Source organism: Streptomyces sp. NPDC050535, from assembly GCF_044457665.1.
Lineage (GTDB): Bacteria > Actinomycetota > Actinomycetes > Streptomycetales > Streptomycetaceae > Streptomyces.
In genome coordinates, this window is record NZ_JBITHE010000006.1 from 371,526 (window position 1) to 389,501 (window position 17,976).

Genomic DNA, 17,976 nt, shown 5'->3' on the forward strand with positions numbered 1-17,976 from the left:
CACGGTCGGGGCACCCGCAGGTCACCCACCCTAGACTCGACCGCGTGCCCGACCTCCCTCCTCTCGCCCGCTTCGGCGGTCTCGTCGCGACCGGTCTCACCGATGTGACCAGCGACCTGTCGGCCCTTGACTCCACCGGCTTCTGGGCCGTGTCCGCCGACTTCGAGGGCCGGCTCGTCTGCGCCCGTTTCCGGGACGTACGGGAGGAGCCCGTGCCGACGCCGGTGCCCGGGCGGTGGCGGGGTCCGGCGACCGGTGACTGGAAGTCGTCGCTCGACCGCGCCGCGTACACCGAGGGTGTACGCCGTATCCGCGCGCACATAGCGGCCGGGGAGGTCTATCAGGCCAACCTCTGCCGCGTCCTGTCGGCGCCCGTCGCCCCCGACGCCGACGTGGACGCGCTCACCGCCCTGCTCGCGCGCGGCAACCCGGCGCCGTACGCCGGAACGATCCGTCTGCCGGGCCATGGCGTCGAGACAGCCACCGCGTCCCCCGAACTCTTCCTGCGCCGCGCCGGCCGGACCGTCGAGTCGGGCCCGATCAAGGGCACCGGACGCACCGAGGCGGACCTCCTGAAGAAGGACTACGCCGAGAACGTGATGATCGTGGACCTGGTCCGCAACGACCTCGGCAAGGTCTGTGCCACCGGCAGCGTGACCGTCCCCGACCTGTGCGTCGTCGAGAAGCACCCGGGTCTGGTCCACCTCGTCTCCACCGTCCACGGCGAGCTGCGCGAGGACGCGGGTTGGCCGGAGCTCCTCGCCGCCGCCTTCCCGCCCGGCTCCGTCACCGGTGCCCCCAAGTCCAGCGCCCTGCGGATCATCGACGCCCTGGAGACCGCGCCGCGCGGCCCGTACTGCGGAGGCATCGGCTGGGTCGACGCCGACCGCGGCACCGCGGAACTCGCGGTCGGCATCCGCACCTTCTGGATCGACCGGGACGCCGGGATGCTGCGGTTCGGCACGGGCGCCGGCATCACCTGGGGCTCCGACCCGGAGGGGGAGTGGCGGGAGACCGAGCTGAAGGCCGCCAGGCTCCTCGCGGTAGCGTCGGGGGAGTACGAGGCAGGTGGGGGACCCTGACGTGCTGTGTCCCGGGGGACGCCGCATCCGACAGCGGCTCCGCCGCGGGCCGGACCCCGGCCGGACATCACGTCGAACGACGGACCGGCACTTTCCAGCGAGGTGAAATCCAGTGAAGCTCTGGCTCGACGGCGGGCTCGAGGACATCGAGACGGCCCGCGTCTCCGTGTTCGACCACGGACTGACCGTGGGCGACGGCATCTTCGAGACCGTGAAGGCGGTCGACGGGCGGCCCTTCGCACTGACCCGCCACCTCGACCGGCTGTCCCGCTCGGCGCGTGGCCTCGGCCTGCCCGAGCCCGATCTCGACGAGGTGCGCCGCGCCTGCGCCGCCGTCCTGGACGCCAACCCGATGCCGCTCGGCCGGCTGCGGATCACGTACACCGGCGGCCACGGACCGCTCGGCTCCGACCGCGGCGAGCACGGCCCGACCCTGGTCGTCGCGCTCGGCGAGTCCGGCAGGCGACCCGACTCCACCGCCGTGATCACCGTCCCCTGGACCCGCAACGAACGCGGCGCCCTGACCGGCCTCAAGACCACCTCGTACGCCGAGAACGTCGTCGCCCTGGCCCGCGCGCGCGAACACGGCGCGTCCGAGGCGCTGTTCGCCAACACGGTGGGCCAACTGTGCGAGGGCACGGGCTCGAACGTCTTCGTCGTCCTGGCCGGTGAGCTGCACACCCCGCCTGTCGCCTCCGGCTGCCTGGCCGGCATCACGCGCGCGCTGACCGTCGAGTGGACGGGCGCCAAGGAGACCGACCTGCCGCTGGACGTCCTGGAGTCCGCCGAGGAGATCTTCCTGACCTCCACGCTGCGGGACGTACAGGCCGTGCACCGGGTCGACACCCGCGAACTCCCCGGCGTGCCGGGCCCGGTGACCGCCAAGGCGATGCGCGTCTTCGACGAGCGGGCCGGGAACGACCTCGACCCGTAGAACGCCCCCGACACGGAAACCGGGATGACGGCAGGCCGCGGGGCGGGTACAACACCTCTGATGACCACCACCCTGCGGCCGGCCGAGCCGCTCCAGCACGCCGCCGACGGGACGCGTTCGCGCCACTACCACGTGTGTGTGAACAGCCGTCCCGTGGGCGTCATCCACCTCGCGACGTCCCCCGTCTCCGGGTCGGCCGTCGCCCAGATACGCGAGCTCAGCATCGAGGAGCCGGACCGCGGACGCGGCCGGGGCACGGTGGCCGCGCTCGCCGCGGAGGAGGTGGCACGCGGCTGGGGCTGCGAACGGATCGAGACCTCGGTCCTGGCCGGCGCCGAGGCCGGGCTCCGGCTCACCGAGGCGCTCGGGTACGTCACCCGCAACCGCTGGATGGAGAAGCCGCTGGGCGCGACCCCGCCGGAACTGCCCGCGGGCAGCCGCGCCCGGCCTATGACGCAGGCCGAATACCAGGCATGGGACCGGCAGGCCAGGAAGGACTTCGCGCAGGACTGGATCCGCCGCGGCGTGCCGGAGGCGGAGGCGTACGCGCAGTCGGAGCGGAGCCACGACCAGTTGCTGCCGCAGGGGCTCGCCACCGAGAACATGCTGATCAGCGTCCTGGAACACGAGGGCGACGTGGTCGGCGACCTCTGGCTGGGAGAGCGCCGGGGCAGCGCCTTCGTCTACAACGTCGAGGCCCGCGCCGCTCACCGTGGCAAGGGGCACGGCCGCACGCTCATGCTGCTGGCCGAGGTCCAGGGTGCGGCCGCCGGGAGGAGCCGCATCGCCCTCGACGTCTTCGCGGGCAACACCCCGGCCGAGCGGCTCTACGAGTCCCTCGGTTACGAGACGACGAGGTACCACCTCTACAAGATCTTGCTGTAGTACGAGGTGGCAGCGCCGGGCCGGGTCCGGCGCGGGAGTTTCAGGTCTGCAGCTCGGCCAGCAGCCGGTCGGCGATCTCCTCGATGCGTTCGCGCAGGCCCTCCTGGCTCTTGCCGCCGTCGAGGAGTTCGCCGCCGATGACGTACGTCGGGGTGCCGGTCACGCCGATGGCCTTGCCCTCCGCCTGGTCGGCGTCGACGATCAGGATGTGCCGGCCGTCGATCAGGGCGGTGTCGAACTCCTCGGCGTCGAGGCCGAGTTCGCGGGCGGCCTCGACCAGGAAGGGTTCGCCCGCGCGGTTCAGTTCCTCGACGCGGCCGAGCACCGCCTCGATGTACGGCCACCCCTGCCCCTGCTCCGCCGCTTCCTCGGCGGCCTGCGCCGCGGCGAACGCGTGCTTGTGCTTGTCCAGCGGGAAGTGCCGCAGCCGCAGCTCCAGACGGTCGCCGTAGCGGGCGCGCAGCGCGCGCAGGTCGTCGAGGGCGCCGCGGCAGTCGGGGCACTGCAGCTCGCACCAGACGTCCAGAACGGGGACCGGGCGTGCGGATGAGGAGTCGTTCATGGACACCAGTCTCCCAGTCCCGGCGCGGGCGCCCCAACCGGGACCGACGGTGGACGACTCTCCACCCGGTGACGGGACCTGGGGAGGACCCCGACCCCGAGATGTCCCTGAGGTCGGCCCAGGGCATGGCACACCGGGCGTCGGGCGGTGCAGGATGGATGGGGACGAACCTGCCGACCCCGCCCGACCGAGCCCCTGCCTGGAGGACCGGATGATTGCCGAGACCGTCTGTTCCGCCGCCTCCGCGGCCGGCCTGGGTATTGTTGCGGTCACCGCCTACCGCAAGCGTTTCCTCGCGGCCACGCGTATAGCCGCCTACTCACTGGTGCCGGTCGGCCTGGTGATGACCGGGATCGTCGGCTGGGTGGCCGACACCGCGTTCAGTCCGAGCGCGTGGGCGGGCTTCGTCGTGCTCGGCGGTGCCTGGCTGCTGTTCATGACCACCCGGGCCGTGGAGCGGCGCGGCGGTGGGACCCGCAAGGAACGCAGGGCGGCGCGGGCCGCCCAGCGCGACGCGGTCGCCCCCGCGGCCTCGGCGCCCTCGCTGGGCCCGGCCACCCGACCCGCCGCCCGCCGGGCGGCGACACCGCGTGCCACCGGCTCGGGGGACGACTTCAGTGACATCGAGGCCATCCTGAAGAAGCACGGCATATGACCCGGATGTGACCGACTGAAACGACACAGAGATCTCACAGAGCGCGCCTAACCGATCACGTTCGAGCGCCGTCATCACGTGATCCGGCTAACTCCCGTATTTTCTGGGCGTGTTGATCGCTAAGAGGGTCTTCCCTGCGTCATCATCGCCCGCGAGATGCTGGACACAACACAGAGCGACACCGCCGCCCCGCCCGCGGAGCGGCGTGGTTGTCTCTTCGCACTTTCCCAGCCACCGCTGATGATCTTCCTAGCGGTGATCGGCTGTCTCCTGCTCATGGCTTCGCTGCACGACCTGCTGCTGCTCTGAGCCGTACACGGAGCCCCTGGCGTCACCCGCCGAGGGCTCCGTCAACCCGCCGAGTCCGTGGAACCGGCCCGCGGGGCACGCCCGTCAGCCCGCCGCCTCCTTGCGGCGTGCGCGGTACGCGGCCACGTGGAGGCGGTTCCCGCAGGTGCGGCTGTCGCAGTAGCGGCGGGAGCGATTGCGGGACAGGTCCACGAAAGCGCGCCGGCAGTCGGGCGCCTCGCACCGGCGGAGCCTCTCCTGCTCCCCGGCCACCACGAAGAAGGCCAGCGCCATCCCGCAGTCGGCCGCGAGGTGGTCGGCGACCGAGGCTCCCGGCGCGAAGTAGTGCACGTGCCAGTCGTAGCCGTCGTGGTCGGTGAGCCGGGGTGTGGTGCCGGCCGTGGCCACCAGTTCGTTGATGAGACCCGCGGCGACCCGCGGATCGCCCGCCGCGAAGATCCCGGCGAACTTGCCGCGAACCTTCTGTACGGCCGAGAGGTCGTACTCCGACAGCTCTCCGATATCGCTGATCTCGTGCTTTCGTACGAAACCGGCGAGGGAGGCGACGTTCGCGAGCCCGTCGTCGGTCGTGTGGTCCTCCGGCGCGGTGTTCACCAGATCGACCACGGTGTCGAGGGCGCACCGGGTGTCGTGGGTGATCAGCACGTTTCGCTCCCTGGCCTGGGGGTCGGGCCGGCGCCCGCCCGATGCTGGCCGATGGTAGTGGCTTCGCGGCGTGGGGGAGCGTGGGCGGCCCGTCAGGGGTGCGGTCGGGGGCGGTCGGGGCGGTCGGCCGGAGCATCCGAGGCCCGTCGGCACGCGCACCGGCGCCGCCCCCGCGGAGATCCGCGGTGACGGCGCCGGTGCGTGCGCTATCCGATTGTCCAGGCCCGAGCCGTCTCCCCGAGTGGACGGCGCCGGGCGGCTCTGAGGGGTTCTCGTCAGCTCTCGGCCAGGATGTGTGAGAGCTCCGTGTCGAGATCGAAGTGCCGGTGTTCCGTGCCGGGTGGCACGGCGGCGTCCGTTCGCTTCAGGAAGGACTCCAGGGCCCTCGCGGGGGCCTCGAGCAGGGCTTCGCCCTCCGGGGAGCTCAGGGCGATGCATACGACGCCCTGGCCGTGGCTCCGGGACGGCCAGACTCGGACGTCGCCGGTACCGGTGGGCCGGTGCAGGCCCTCGGCGAGGAGGTCGCGGGCGAACACCCACTCGACGGTTTCCTCGGCTCCGGTGTGGAAGGTGGCGTGCACGGCGTAGGGATCGGCCGTGTCATACCGCAGTCCTGCGGGAACAGGCAGTGAGGACTCGCTCGACACAACGAGGCGCAGGTGCAGCTCGCAGCTGACCGTGGTGTTCATAAGCGCCAGGGCCTTTCGCTCAGTGTGCGCTCGGGGATTCGCACGTCGGCGAAATCGACATGCCACCTACGGTGCCGTTGTAAACCCCTCTGAGGGTTTTGCGTGCCTTTACGTAACTCATCCGGCCGAGAGGTCGTTCGCCGGATAGGACCATTCCGGTGACTGGTTTCTCTCGGGTAGGGTTTGGCCGTATGAATACGGGGAGTGACGAGCCGGGCGAGATCGCCACGGCCGATGACGAGGCGACGGCCGAGCGGGCGCTCGGTTCGAGGGCGCCGCATTTCATCAAGGCACGTCGCGCGCTGCATCTGAGCTGGCAGGTGGGCGTTTTCATCGTGGGGCTCGCGGTGGTCGGCGCGGGCGTGATCATGCTTCCGCTGCCGGGTCCCGGCTGGCTGGTGATCTTCGGCGGCATGGCGATCTGGGCGACCGAGTTCGTCTGGGCGCAGCTCGTGCTCCGCTGGACGAAACGCAAGGTGACCGAGGCGACGCAGCGTGCGCTCGACCCCAAGGTACGGCAGCGCAACATCATCCTCACGACGATCGGGCTCGTGATCATCGTGGGACTCGGTGCGGTGTACGTCTGGAAGTTCGGCTTCGAGATGCCCTGGAACATAGAGGAGTGACGGGCACGCTCGCGGAGCCTCTGACGGCCCCGCGAGGGGCCTCTCCGGCGACCTCTCGGGCGGTGTGGGTCACCCTCTGACATGGGGTAATGTTCTCCCTGCGCCCGGGCGATTAGCTCAGCGGGAGAGCGCTTCGTTCACACCGAAGAGGTCACTGGTTCGATCCCAGTATCGCCCACCACCGCGTTAGGCGGCCCATCTCCACGTACTGCGTGGACCGGGTCGCCTTCGTTGTTTTCTGGTCGTGGTCGGGGCCGCGCCCGTGGCGGGGGAGTGGTGGCGGGTGACCGTGTCACCTGGCTCGGGTGAGGTCGGCCGAGTCACGGGTTCCGGGGTCTGGGGTTGGCTCCGGCTGTGCTGCGCGGAGGTGGTTCCCGCCGGGGCGGGGCTGGCGGGCGTGGCCTGTGGTGGGGGTGTCCGCGGTGATGGGCGGGTTCGGGGGGTCGGCCGACGGCGGGTACCGCTTCGCAGCCCCGTTCCTCGCCTGCCGCTCACCGTGTGACTGGGTACTGGCATGGGGCTGGCATCGGGGCCCGCGCGCGGTCCGTGACGCCGCCGGGACTGCCCTTGTGACCTGCACCGCCGCGTAGATCCTGGCCCGCGGCCTGTGGGGTCGCCGACGGCTCGGCCGAGGATCGGCCCGAAGCCCGAAGCCCGAAGCCCGAAGCCCGAAGCCCGAAGCTCGCTGACCAGCGGCCAGCGGCCAGCGGCCAGCGGTGGCGGCCGGCGGCCAGCGGTGGCGGCCGGCGGGACCGTGCGCGTCGTACCCCACCTCGCCGACCGCCAGTCACCCCCGACCGCACCCCACTTCGCCGACGCCGGCACCCCTCGGCCTCCCCCACCCTCACGCTCAGTGCCGAACACCCCCACCCGGCCACCCTCCCCGGTCCCCAACCGTTTTCGGCCCCACCCCCGCCCACCTCACCCCCCAATCCCGTTCGGCAGGTCGACCCCGCCCGCCCGACCTGCGCAGTCGCGGACGTGGTCCCGAGTTCCACCCCCAACTCCCGTCGCCGCCCGGGAAATCCACCTCACATCAATTCCTGTCCGAATCATTGACGCGCCCGTAAGCCCTCCGTACCTTGTGCCAGCAAGCGCTTACTTGAAACGATTCATGCAGCGGCAACGGCGTCGCGGGGAGGCCCGACTGTGGGAAACAACGGGAGTGTCGAGAGGCGTACGGTCCTCAAGGCGGCGGGAGCTTCGCTGGCCACGCTGGGGCTGGCGGCGACGACGGGGTGCGGCGGGGGGAGCGGTTCCGGGGACGGGACGGTGACGATCCGGTACGCCTGGTGGGGCGCCGACGAGCGGGCGAAGCGGATCAACCAGTCGATCGCGCTCTTCGAGAAGAAGTACCCGAAGATCAAGGTGAAGACGGACTTCCAGGACTACGTGGCCTTTTGGGAGAAGTTCCAGACCCAGGCCGCGGGCGGAAATCCACCGGACGTATTCCAGAACGCCGTGGGATTTCTTCGGAAGTACGACAAGAGAAGTGTGCTTCTCGACCTCAAGACCCAGGTGGACGCGGGCAATTTGAGCATGGAGAACTTCCGCGCCGGAGTGGAAAAGGTCGGCGAGGTCGACGGTAAACTTCTCGGAGTACCCGTCGGATCCAACACCATGTCACTTGTCATCGACGAAAAGGTGTTTGAGGCGGCAGGCGTCAAGCCCGAACAGGGCTGGACGTGGGACGAGTATTTCGCCGCCCTCGAGAAGATTCACGACACCCAGAAGGTGGCCGGCGACACCGGCTACTTCGGGATCATGTACCTCTACGATCTGTACCTCCGTCAGAACGGCAAGGCGTTCTTCACCGAGGACGGACTCGGCTTCGACGAGGCCGATCTGACGGAGTGGTGGACGGACGGCTACAGCCGCGTCAAGGCCGGGATCGTCACCGACCCGAAGCGCGTCGAGCAGGACAAGCCGAAGTCCTCCCTCTCGGCGGCACACGGCGCCTCCGAGTTCACCTGGGACAACTTCACCGTCCGCTACACCGCCGAGGGTGACAGCACGTACGGCCTCGCGCCGATCCCCACGACCGACGGCAAGGAGACCGGGCAGTACCTCGCCTCACTCATGCTGAGCGCCTCCGCACGCACCGAGCATCCCAAGGAAGTCGGCCAGTTCATCAACTTCATGGTCCACGACCCCGGGGTCGGGAAGATCATGGGCTACGACCGCGGGATCCTCGCCACCACCGAGCAGTTCGACGCCTTCAAGCCGGCCGACGCCCCCAGCAAGGCGATCGCGCAGTACGAGGAGGACGTCGCCACCGCCGGAGTCCTCGGCGCCCTCACCCCGCATCCGGCCGGTGCCGACACCGCCGAGGCGGCCTTCCTGCGGATCGCCGGTGACATGTCGCAGGGCACGACCAAGGTCGCCGACGCGGTGAAGCAGTTCTTCTCCGAGGCGAAGACCGCCCTCGCCGCCTGATGGGAACCGCCGTGACGCTCGTCAAGGACTCTCCGCCCGACGCGCCGGACATACCCCGCGCCGCCCCCGCCGCCCGAAAGCGGCGGGGGCGCCGGGAGAATCTCGCCGGATATCTCTTCATGTCCCCGTGGATCGCCGGCTTCCTGCTGCTGACCGCGGGCCCGATGGCCGCCTCGCTGTACTTCGCGTTCACCGACTACAACCTCTTCAATTCACCGAGCTGGATCGGTTTCGACAACTTCACCAAGATGTTCGAGGATCCCCGCTGGCAGAAGTCGGTCGAGGTGACGGCCAAGTACGTCGTCATCGGTACGCCGCTGAAGCTGCTGCTGGCGCTGGGGGTCGCCCTGCTCCTCGCGCAGAGCCGGCGCGGGCAGGCCTTCTACCGGGCCGCGTTCTACGCCCCGTCGCTGATCGGCGCGAGCGTCTCCGTCGGCTTCGTCTGGCGCGCGCTCTTCTCGGACGACGCCATCGTGGACCGTACGCAGTCGTTCTTCGGATTCCACACGGGCGGCTGGGTGGGCGACCCGGAGTGGGTGCTCTTCAGCCTGGTCGCGCTCACCGTTTGGCAGTTCGGCGCACCCATGGTGATCTTCCTCGCCGGGCTCAAGCAGGTGCCGAGGGAGTTGTACGAGGCCGCCGAGGTGGACGGGGCCGGGCCGCTGCGGCGGTTCTGGAACATCACGCTGCCGATGATCTCGCCGGTGCTCTTCTTCAACGTGCTCCTGGAGACCATCCACTCCTTCCAGATCTTCGGCTCGGCGTACGTCGTCTCCAACGCCACCTGCGGACCGGCCGACGCCACGCTCGTCTACACCTGTTACCTGTACCAGAAGGGCTTCAAGGAGTCCCAGATGGGCTTCGCGTCCGCCATGGCCTGGATGCTGCTGCTCGCCGTGGCGCTGGTGACGGCCGTCCTCTTCTGGTCGCAGAAGCGGTGGGTGCACTACGAGGAGGACTCCCGATGAGCACCACCCTGCGCAAGCCCCTGGACGTCAGTCGTAAGCGCACCGGCTCGCTCGTCTGGCATCTCGGCGCCCTGGCCGTCCTCGCCGTCGTCCTCTACCCCGTCATCTGGGTGCTCGGCGCCTCGTTCAAGCCCAGCCGGGAGATCATCGGCAGCCTGGACCTCTTCCCGGCCAGTCCCGTCCTCGGCAACTTCCGGGGGCTCGCCGACGGCATCGCCGACATCTCGATCGCCACCTTCTTCCAGAACTCCCTTTTCTACGCGCTCGGTTCCGTCGTCGGCATCGTGGTCTCCTGCTCCCTGACGGCGTACGCCTTCGCCAAGATCAGGTTCGCCGGGCGGAACGTGATGTTCTCGATCATGATCGGCACGCTGCTGCTGCCGTACCACGTGCTGATCATTCCGCAGTACGTGATGTTCCAGAAGCTGGAACTGATCAACACCTATGTGCCGTTGCTGATCGGCAAGTACCTGGCCACCGAGGCGTTCTTCGTCTTCCTCATGGTGCAGTTCATGCGGAATCTGCCCAGGGAACTGGATGAGGCGGCCCGGCTCGACGGGTGCGGGCATCTGCGGATCTACTGGTCGATCGTGCTGCCGCTGTGCCGGCCCGCGCTCATCACCAGCGCGATCTTCACCTTCATCAACGCCTGGAACGACTTCATGGGGCCGTTGATCTACCTCAACGAGCCCGGCAAGTACACCGTCTCGCTGGGCATGATGATGTTCCGCGACCAGGAGGGCGTCGCCAACTACGGCGGCATGATCGCGATGTCGCTGGTCGCGCTGCTGCCCGTGCTGCTGTTCTTCCTCGCCTTCCAGCGCTACCTCATCGACGGCATGGCGACCTCCGGATTGAAGGGCTGAGATGGCCACCAGCCAGGCGCGCGCGAAGGCACCAAAGGCACCTCGCGAATCGGTGTTCGCCGAGCGGTTCGCCCTCTTCGCCGAGTGTCTGCTCACCGGAGTGTGGATCGCGGTGGCCTCGCTCCCGCTCGTCACCTGTCCCGCCGCGTTCGCCGCCGGAGCGCGGCATCTGCGGCGGCGAACGGCCCATGAGGCCGGTGGCTGGCGGGAGTTCACCACCGACTTCCGGGCGGCTGTCCGGGGCGGCTGGATCGCCGGGGTCGCCGGATGTGCCGCGGTTGCCGCGGTCTGGGTGGATGTCCAGGCCGTGCGCGCCGGGATTCCCGGCGGTCCGTTCGTCGGGGCCGTCGGTCTCTTCGCACTGCTCGGACTCGCCGTCGCCGGGCTGCGCGCGGCGGCGGTCTGGGCGCCCGGCGCGTCCTGGCGCACGCTGCTCGCGGAAGCCGGGCGCCGCACCGTCCTCGACCCGGCCGGGTCGTTCCTGCTCGTCGGCGGGCTGGCCGTGGTGGCCTGCTCCGCCTGGCTCATGGCGCCGCTGGCGGTCCCCGTCCTCGGGGCCGTCGCGGCGGCGGCGCTCGCCGTCGAGGAGCGCTACCGCCACCGCCTCCGCTGATTTCTCCACGGGCCGGCGCCGCGGGCGCCGCACCTCGCTCTGTCATGCCCCTGACTTCCCCGCACGGAAAGGAAAGGCCATGTCTCCCATCCCCCGCAGGTCCCTGCTGAAGGCGGCCGCCGTCGCCGGAGCCGCAGCGCAGTTCAGCTGGGCGCTAGGAAGCGCGAACGCCCAGGCCGCGCCGAGAGCCGAGGCCGCCGACGCGGACCCCGTCAGCCTGGACTGGCTGGAGGACGGCGGCCTCGGCGCCGCCCCCGGCTCCACGGTCGGCGTGCCCTGGCCGATGGGCGCCTACGCCCAGGACCAGACCTTCGCGCTCACGGACGCCGAGGGCGGGGCGGTGCCGGTGCAGTCCTGGCCGATCGCCTACTGGCCCGACGGCTCCCTCAAGTGGACAGCCCACGCGGTCAGTTCGGGGGAGGGTCAACTCAGCCTCTCCGCCGGGGAGCCCGCCGCCCCCGACCAGAAGGTCACCGTCGACAAGCGCGGCGGCACCATCGGCATATCGACCGGAGTCATCACCGCCAAACTCGGCAAGAGCGGCTCCACACTCGTCAAGTCCGTCACCCGCGGCTCCACCGAGATCGCCAGGAACGGCCGTCTCGTGCTCATCCGCCAGCCCGAGATCGAGGACGAGGACCAGGGCGCGGAGAAGTTCGAACGCTTCGAGAGCGCCATCTCCGAGGTCGAGGTCGAGCAGGAGGGCCCGGTCCGCGCCGTCGTCCGCATCGACGGCAAGCACCGCAAGGGCGGCCGGAGTTGGCTCCCCTTCTCGGTCCGGCTGTACTTCTACGCGGGCGCCGACTCGTTCCGCATGGTGCACACCATCACCTTCGACGGGAAGCAGGAACCGGGCAGCGCGAGCGGCGACTTCATCCGCGGTCTCGGCGTCCGCTTCACCGTGCCGATGCGCGACGCGTCGTACGACCGGCACATCCGGATCGGCGGTGACGGCACCGGTCTGCTGCGGGAGGCCGTCAAGGGCATCACCGGGCTGCGGCGCGATCCGGGCGCGACGGTGCAGGCCGCGCAGTTCGCGGGGGAGAAGCTGGCCGACCCCTCGACCTGGGACCAGCGGGTGACGACGCGGCTCCAGTACATCCCCGAGTGGGGCGACTACACGCTCTCGCAGCTCTCCGCGGACGGCTTCGGGCTGCGCAAGCGTACGAAGAAGGGGTACGGCTGGATCCCCGCGGGCGGCGGCAGGCGGGCGTCCGGCTTCGGATACGTCGGCGGGCCCAGCGGCGGATTCTCCTTCGGGCTGCGGGACTTCTGGGAGAAGCACCCGGCGCAGCTCGACATCCGCGACGCCCACACCGACGAGGCCGAGGTCACCCTCTGGCTCTGGTCGCCCGAGGCGCAGCCCATGGACCTGCGCTTCTACCACGACGGCATGGGCCAGGACACGTTCGCCGAACAGCTCGAAGGCCTCAACATCACCTACGAGGACTACGAACCCGGGTTCGGCACCCCCTACGGCATCGCCCGCACCTCCGAACTCCTCTTCTGGGCCAACGAGTCGACGCCCACCCCCGAGAAACTCGCCCAACAGGTCGAGGCGGTGAGGGTGTTGCCGCAGCTCGCCGCCGCACCCGCACATCTCGTCAAGGCGAAGGTCTTCGGCGGTCTCTTCTCGGAGCCGGACCGCTCCACCACCGCCAAGGCGAAGATCGAGGACCACCTGGACTTCCTCTTCACCTACTACAAGGACCAGGTGGAGATGCGCCGTTGGTACGGCTTCTGGGACTACGGCGACATCATGCACTCCTACGACCCGGTCAGACACCAGTGGCGGTACGACGTCGGCGGCTACGCCTGGGACAACTCCGAACTCTCGCCCGACCTCTGGCTCTGGTTCGCCTACCTCCGCTCGGGCCGCGCCGACATCTTCCGCTTCGCCGAGGCGATGACCCGGCACACCGGCGAGGTCGACGTCTACCACCTGGGCCAGTGGGCGGGCCTCGGCACCCGGCACGGCGTGCAGCACTACGCCGACAGCGCCAAGCAGCAGCGCATCGCGAACACCACGTACCGGCGCTACTACTACTTCCTCACCGCCGACGAACGCGTCGGCGACCTCATGCACGCCAACGTCGACTCGGACGAGACCTTCCTGGTCCTCGACCCGATCCGCAAGATCCGCACCGAGCCCTACACGCCCGACCGGCACGCCCTGTCGATCGGCTTCGGCACCGACTGGAGCGGGCTGGTGTCGGCGTGGCTGACGGAGTGGGAGCGCAGGGGGCCCAAGTGGGAGAAGGCCAGGGCGCGGGTGCTGTCGACGATGGAGACGATCGCCGCCCAGCCCAACGGGTTCGTGCAGGGCAGCGGGCTGTACGACCTCGACACGGGGAAGTTCGCGATCGCCGCCGCGCCCGTGGTGGGCGTCTCGCACCTGTCCGCGGTCTTCGGGCTCAACGAGCTGTGCGCCGAGCTCATCGACCTCGTCGACGTGCCCGGGTTCAAGGACGCCTACCTCGACTACTGCCGCTACTTCAACGCGACCAAGGCCGAGCAGGCGGCCCGGTACGGCACCAACTTCGGGACCCTGCTGCTGTTCCAGGGCCACTCACGTCTCGACGCGTACGCGGCCGTGCAGACCGGCGACGCGAAGCTCGCCACCCGGGCGTGGGACAAGTTCTACAACTCCGACGGCTACAAGGAGTCGGCTCCGTGGACCACGGAGAAGCTGAGCGGCCCGGTCACCCTGGTGCCGGGCAGCGAGGCCAACTGGGTCTACACGAACGACACCGCCCTGTACGGCCTCGCGGCGATCGAGAACCTGGCGCTGCTCGGCGACCGGATGCCGTAGGGGCGGACCGGTCAGCGCATCCTCCCCAGCACCTCCCGCACCCGCCGCGCGTCGCGGATCCGCCGCTCGTACGTCGCACCCAGCGCGAGCAGCAGCAGACCGGCGAGTGCGGGAGGCGCCCAGCGGGGGAGCGCCTCGGCCACCTGCGCGATGTACGGGGCGAGTTCGTGCAGGGCGTCGAGGACGAGCACCGTTCCGCCCAGCACGAGCGGCGCCTGGAGGCGGTGCCGGGCGCCGGCCAGCGTGACGGCGAGGGCCGCGACGCCGAGCAGCAGCGGGCGCGTCCAGTGCGCGTCGCCCCAGGCCGCGAGGAGGCTGGGCACGAGCGTGACGGAGATACCCGGTCCGTACGCCGTCCAGGACGAGACCCGGTTGTCCTCGCGGCGCCTGAGCAGGCCGACGAGCAGCGCGGGAACGGTCACCGGAAGGGTGTACGCCTCCGGGGAGCCGACGTCCCAGGACGCCAGGCGGACCCAGGCGGCCAGCACGAACAGCGCGGCCGCCGCGTAGCCGACGGGGCGCCGGTCCACCCGTACGGCCGTACCCGCGGCGATCACTCCGCAGAGGGCCAGCACCAGGGCGAGCATCGGCGGATCGGTGACCGCGAGCCCGACGGCCAGCAGCGCGGCGGTGGCGCCGGTCACCTCCATGGACACGGTCGTCGGGGAGGTGCCGAGGCGTGCCGCGAGCAGCGCGGCGGTGACGGGCACGAGGAGGACGAGCAGCGCGGTCTGCTGCGGCTGCCGGTCGAGGGACGCCCCGACGGCGCAGAGGAAGGCGGTCGCGTGGACCAGGGAGGCCGGTGCCGCGATCGGGCCGAGGTGCGGGCGCAGGGCGGCGGCCGCGAACAGAACGGTCAGCGCGGCCAGGACGCCCAGGGTGGCCGGCTCGGAGGCCAGGGCGAGGAAGGCCAGGCTCAGCGAGGTGAGGAGGGAGAGGCAGAGGACGACGAGAGGCGCGGGAAGCGTGGGGACCCGCGAAGGCCTGAGGGCGTAGGCCACGAGAGTCACCGTCAGCAGAAGCTGCGCCGACAAGCCTGCCGCATAGGGGAGTTCGAAGGTCGCGGGAATGACGAGAGCCGTTGCCCAGGCCACGGTGAGCGCACCCGTCAGGGCCGGTGAGCGCCAAGTCGTGCCACGGGTCGCCACCACCAGGACACCGGCGACGAGCCCGAGGACGAGAGGCGCCGTGGCCGTGTTCGGGGGCCAGGGCAGGTTCGCGGTCGTCACCGCGTCGCGGGCGGTCGCCGGGGCCCCGGTCCACGCCCGCTGGGCCCGGTCGAGCGGGCCCAGCAGGGCGACGGCGACCGAGGGCAGCGCCCACAGCACCGCGACGGCCTGCACACACGCGGAAGCCTGGGCGAGACCGTGCCGCACGGGCCCGGGGAAACGGGTGCCCAGGACCGCCAACAGGGCGACAGAGCACACCAGATAGCCGGGAACCGTCCAGGCCTCGGGCAACGCCGAGCGAGGGATGCCACCGATCCCGGCGACGGTGATCAGGCCGCCGGTCAGCGCGATGCCGGTGCCGACGTGCGGTACCGGTGCCCGCCAGGCCGCCGTCAGGGCGATCGCCGCGGCGAAGAGGAGGAGCGCCGCCGCACGGGCGGCGGCGCTCGGGCCGGAGGCCGTCCAGGACAGCCAGCCGGCGGCGAAGGTGCCCCAGCCGCCCAGGCCGTACGCGCCCACGGAGGCGACGACTCGTACGGACCTCATGGGTGTCCGGAGCGCGAGCGCCGCGTCGAACGCGGCCGTCAGCAGGAGCGCGGCCGTGACGGTGTGGGCCCCCGCGTCAGCCGCGCCCGCCCAGAGCAGCAGCGGGAGCTGGGCCGTCCCGGTCGCGAGCGGGAGGGGCAGCCGCAGCGGACCGGGCCGGTGCGCCCGGACACCCGGCGCCGGCCGCGACGCGCCGAGCGTGAGCCCGTACGCCGCCCACCCCACGGCCAGCACCGCCGACGCCACGGCCGCGTACCCGAGGCCGTCCGTGTCCGGGAGCGCCACCTCGTACAGCGCGTAGGCGTCGAGGACCGTCAGCGCGAGACCCAGCCCCGCCACCGCCTCGGCCGTCGAGGCCAGCCCCCGCCTGAGGAGCGGCACGGGCGCGCCGAGTGCGGCCACCGTCACCGCGCCCAGCACCAGGGACCGACCCGTGATCCCCAGGTGACCCCAGCTGACCAGGGTGAACGCGATCGCGGCGATGGTCAGCAGGACGCCGCCGAGGATCAGCAGCACGTTCTGGACGCTGGGTGCCGTGGTCTCGGGCCGGCGTACGGCTGCGGCGACGGGCCGGGGCGCGGGTACCGGATACAGCGCCTGGATCAGCCAGGCGCGGCGGGCCAGCAACTGGGCCCGGCGTGCGTCGAGTTGCCGCAGCTCGGTGTCGAGGTAGCGCAACTCCTCGGCCGGAGGCGGGATATGGGTCATGCCGAGAATTGTGGTCCCGGTCACGTCCGCGGGCATGAGTGCACGTACTCAGGCGGTACTCATCTGCCCGGGCGGGCACACTCCGCACATGGACTGGAGCCGTTACCGCTTCCGCAGCGTGTGGGACCTGCCCGCGCCGCCCGCCGACGTGTACGGCGTGCTGGAGCGGGCCGAGGAATACCCGCGCTGGTGGCCGCAGGTGCGCGAGGTGACCCGCCTCGACGAGCACAGCGGTGAGATCCGGGTCCGCTCCACCCTGCCGTACGACCTGACGTTCACCGGGCGTGAGGTACGCCGCGACCCGGAGGGCGGCGTCCTGGAGATCGCGATGTCCGGCGACCTGGAGGGCTGGGCACGCTGGAGCCTGACCGCCGAGGGCCAGGGCACGCGCGCCCGGTACGAGCAGGAGGTCGAGGTGAACAAACCGCTGCTGCGGCGGCTCGCCGTGCCGGGACGGCCCGTCTTCCGCGCCAACCACGCGCTGATGATGCGGGCCGGGCGGCGCGGCCTCAGGGCGTACCTGGAAGCGGATTGACCGAAGCGGTTTGAACGACACCCGCCGAGACCTGTATTGTTCGGTGCGTTCCCGGGCGATTAGCTCAGTGGGAGAGCGCTTCGTTCACACCGAAGAGGTCACTGGTTCGAACCCAGTATCGCCCACCCGGACAAGGACCGGTCCGTCACAGACGGACCGGTTTTCTGTTGCCCGGTCTCTCGGTCGCGCGCGCCCTACGCCGCCGTGGCCAGGTCCGGACGCAGCGGCCACGCCGGATCCACCGCCTCCTCCGAACCACTGCGCGCGAACCACGCCTGCAACCCACGCGCCTGTGCCGCGTGCCAGACGGCCTGGAGCGTGTGCAGTTCGGCCGGGGAGAGCCGCTCGAGCCGGGCCGCGAAACGGCGCCCGACCGCCCGTACGACATCCATCGAGGCGACCGCGTCGGCCGCCGCGTCGTGCGCCCCCTCCAGCGCCACGCCGTAGTGCGCGCAGAGGTCGGTGAGGGTGCGGCGGCCCTTGCGGTAGCGGTCCAGATGCTTGTCGAGGACGCGGGGGTCGAGCACGCGCAGCGGCCTCGCCTCGAACCAGTGGTCGAGCGACGAAGCGCGATGGCGGCGCAACTCCCGGTCCAGCAGGGTCAGATCGAAGGGAGCGTTCATCACCACGAGCGGGCGGTCCGCCGCGGCCTGTTGGGCCAGTTCCCTGGCTATCTCGTCCATCACAGGCGACGGCCAGCGGCCGTTGCTCCGCAGATGCTCATCCGTCAGTCCATGGATCGCCGTCGCCCCCACGGGCACCGGCACTCCCGGATTGACCAGCCACCGGGTCACCCGCGGGCGCAGGCCCGGGGCGTCCTGGACGACGACGGCGGCCGACACGATCCTGTCGGTCTCGACGTCCACGCCGGTGGTCTCCGTGTCGAACGCGGCCAAGGGGCCCTCGTACCAGCACGTCATACGCACACAACTCCTC

Annotated in this window: 17 protein-coding genes and 2 tRNA genes; 14 read left to right on the plus strand and 5 right to left on the minus strand. The window is 70.8% G+C overall.

What is annotated here, in order from left to right; genetic code table 11:
• Window positions 1–44: 44 nt before the first annotated feature.
• The 3 genes from ACIBLC_RS17120 to ACIBLC_RS17130 all read left to right on the plus strand — a co-directional run bounded on the left by ACIBLC_RS17120 (window position 45) and on the right by ACIBLC_RS17130 (window position 2,901).
• Window positions 45–1,082, plus strand: a complete 1,038-nt coding sequence (locus ACIBLC_RS17120; RefSeq protein ID WP_399211744.1) for a chorismate-binding protein — start codon at window positions 45–47, stop codon at window positions 1,080–1,082.
• A gap of 112 nt (window positions 1,083–1,194) precedes the next feature.
• Complete coding sequence (locus ACIBLC_RS17125) at window positions 1,195–2,016, plus strand: aminotransferase class IV (RefSeq protein WP_399211745.1); 822 nt, start codon at window positions 1,195–1,197, stop codon at window positions 2,014–2,016.
• A 60-nt stretch (window positions 2,017–2,076) separates the two neighbouring features.
• Window positions 2,077–2,901, plus strand: a complete 825-nt coding sequence (locus ACIBLC_RS17130) for a GNAT family N-acetyltransferase (RefSeq protein ID WP_399211746.1) — start codon at window positions 2,077–2,079, stop codon at window positions 2,899–2,901.
• A 40-nt stretch (window positions 2,902–2,941) separates the two neighbouring features.
• Here the strand turns inward: ACIBLC_RS17130 and ACIBLC_RS17135 are convergent, their stop codons facing one another.
• Window positions 2,942–3,463: a DsbA family protein gene (locus ACIBLC_RS17135; protein WP_399211747.1), complete on the minus strand. Its 522-nt coding sequence runs from the start codon at window positions 3,461–3,463 to the stop codon at window positions 2,942–2,944.
• Window positions 3,464–3,674: 211 nt separating this feature from the next.
• On the opposite strand from ACIBLC_RS17135, the gene ACIBLC_RS17140 reads away from it, so the two are divergent.
• Window positions 3,675–4,118 carry a hypothetical protein gene (locus ACIBLC_RS17140; RefSeq protein WP_399211748.1) on the plus strand — a complete coding sequence of 148 codons (444 nt, stop codon included), beginning with the start codon at window positions 3,675–3,677 and terminating at the stop codon, window positions 4,116–4,118.
• 156 nt (window positions 4,119–4,274) lie between these two features.
• Window positions 4,275–4,427, plus strand: coding sequence for a hypothetical protein (locus ACIBLC_RS17145; RefSeq protein ID WP_362515718.1), 153 nt, complete (start codon window positions 4,275–4,277; stop codon window positions 4,425–4,427).
• Window positions 4,428–4,511: 84 nt separating this feature from the next.
• Here the strand turns inward: ACIBLC_RS17145 and ACIBLC_RS17150 are convergent, their stop codons facing one another.
• Both ACIBLC_RS17150 and ACIBLC_RS17155 read right to left on the minus strand, forming a co-directional pair.
• Window positions 4,512–5,072 carry a CGNR zinc finger domain-containing protein gene (locus tag ACIBLC_RS17150; RefSeq protein WP_399211749.1) on the minus strand — a complete coding sequence of 187 codons (561 nt, stop codon included), beginning with the start codon at window positions 5,070–5,072 and terminating at the stop codon, window positions 4,512–4,514.
• A gap of 275 nt (window positions 5,073–5,347) precedes the next feature.
• Window positions 5,348–5,761, minus strand: a complete 414-nt coding sequence (locus tag ACIBLC_RS17155; protein WP_003959770.1) for an SsgA family sporulation/cell division regulator — start codon at window positions 5,759–5,761, stop codon at window positions 5,348–5,350.
• A gap of 191 nt (window positions 5,762–5,952) precedes the next feature.
• Between ACIBLC_RS17155 and ACIBLC_RS17160 the strand changes: the two genes are divergently transcribed.
• The 7 genes from ACIBLC_RS17160 (at window position 5,953) to ACIBLC_RS17190 (ending at window position 14,082) form a co-directional block, all read left to right on the plus strand.
• Entirely contained in the window at window positions 5,953–6,387 is a 435-nt protein-coding gene (locus ACIBLC_RS17160; RefSeq protein WP_399211750.1) for a TIGR02611 family protein, read from the plus strand.
• Window positions 6,388–6,493: 106 nt separating this feature from the next.
• Window positions 6,494–6,568: transfer RNA gene (locus tag ACIBLC_RS17165), tRNA-Val, on the plus strand.
• 968 nt (window positions 6,569–7,536) lie between these two features.
• Window positions 7,537–8,823 carry an ABC transporter substrate-binding protein gene (locus ACIBLC_RS17170; RefSeq protein WP_399211751.1) on the plus strand — a complete coding sequence of 429 codons (1,287 nt, stop codon included), beginning with the start codon at window positions 7,537–7,539 and terminating at the stop codon, window positions 8,821–8,823.
• Window positions 8,823–9,791: a carbohydrate ABC transporter permease gene (locus ACIBLC_RS17175; protein WP_399211752.1), complete on the plus strand. Its 969-nt coding sequence runs from the start codon at window positions 8,823–8,825 to the stop codon at window positions 9,789–9,791. Before ACIBLC_RS17170 ends, ACIBLC_RS17175 begins: the two co-directional genes overlap by 1 nt.
• Window positions 9,788–10,657: a carbohydrate ABC transporter permease gene (locus ACIBLC_RS17180; protein WP_399211753.1), complete on the plus strand. Its 870-nt coding sequence runs from the start codon at window positions 9,788–9,790 to the stop codon at window positions 10,655–10,657. The genes ACIBLC_RS17175 and ACIBLC_RS17180 overlap by 4 nt, the downstream gene beginning before the upstream one ends.
• Window position 10,658: 1 nt before the next feature.
• Window positions 10,659–11,270 (plus strand): hypothetical protein, encoded by a 612-nt coding sequence (locus ACIBLC_RS17185; RefSeq protein ID WP_399211754.1) that lies wholly within the window; start codon window positions 10,659–10,661, stop codon window positions 11,268–11,270.
• A 79-nt stretch (window positions 11,271–11,349) separates the two neighbouring features.
• The gene (locus tag ACIBLC_RS17190; protein WP_399211755.1) at window positions 11,350–14,082 is read left to right on the plus strand and encodes a Tat pathway signal sequence domain protein; all 2,733 of its coding nucleotides are present in this window, start codon (window positions 11,350–11,352) and stop codon (window positions 14,080–14,082) included.
• A gap of 11 nt (window positions 14,083–14,093) precedes the next feature.
• Here the strand turns inward: ACIBLC_RS17190 and ACIBLC_RS17195 are convergent, their stop codons facing one another.
• Window positions 14,094–16,505, minus strand: coding sequence for an SCO7613 C-terminal domain-containing membrane protein (locus tag ACIBLC_RS17195; protein WP_399211756.1), 2,412 nt, complete (start codon window positions 16,503–16,505; stop codon window positions 14,094–14,096).
• Window positions 16,506–16,593: 88 nt separating this feature from the next.
• Here ACIBLC_RS17195 and ACIBLC_RS17200 point away from each other — a divergent pair, with 88 nt between their 5' ends.
• Entirely contained in the window at window positions 16,594–17,040 is a 447-nt protein-coding gene (locus tag ACIBLC_RS17200; protein WP_399211823.1) for an SRPBCC family protein, read from the plus strand.
• Between the two features lie 53 nt (window positions 17,041–17,093).
• Window positions 17,094–17,165 (plus strand) — tRNA-Val (locus tag ACIBLC_RS17205).
• 69 nt (window positions 17,166–17,234) lie between these two features.
• Here the strand turns inward: ACIBLC_RS17205 and ACIBLC_RS17210 are convergent.
• Window positions 17,235–17,960: a 3'-5' exonuclease gene (locus ACIBLC_RS17210; protein WP_399211757.1), complete on the minus strand. Its 726-nt coding sequence runs from the start codon at window positions 17,958–17,960 to the stop codon at window positions 17,235–17,237.
• Window positions 17,961–17,976 lie beyond the last annotated feature (16 nt).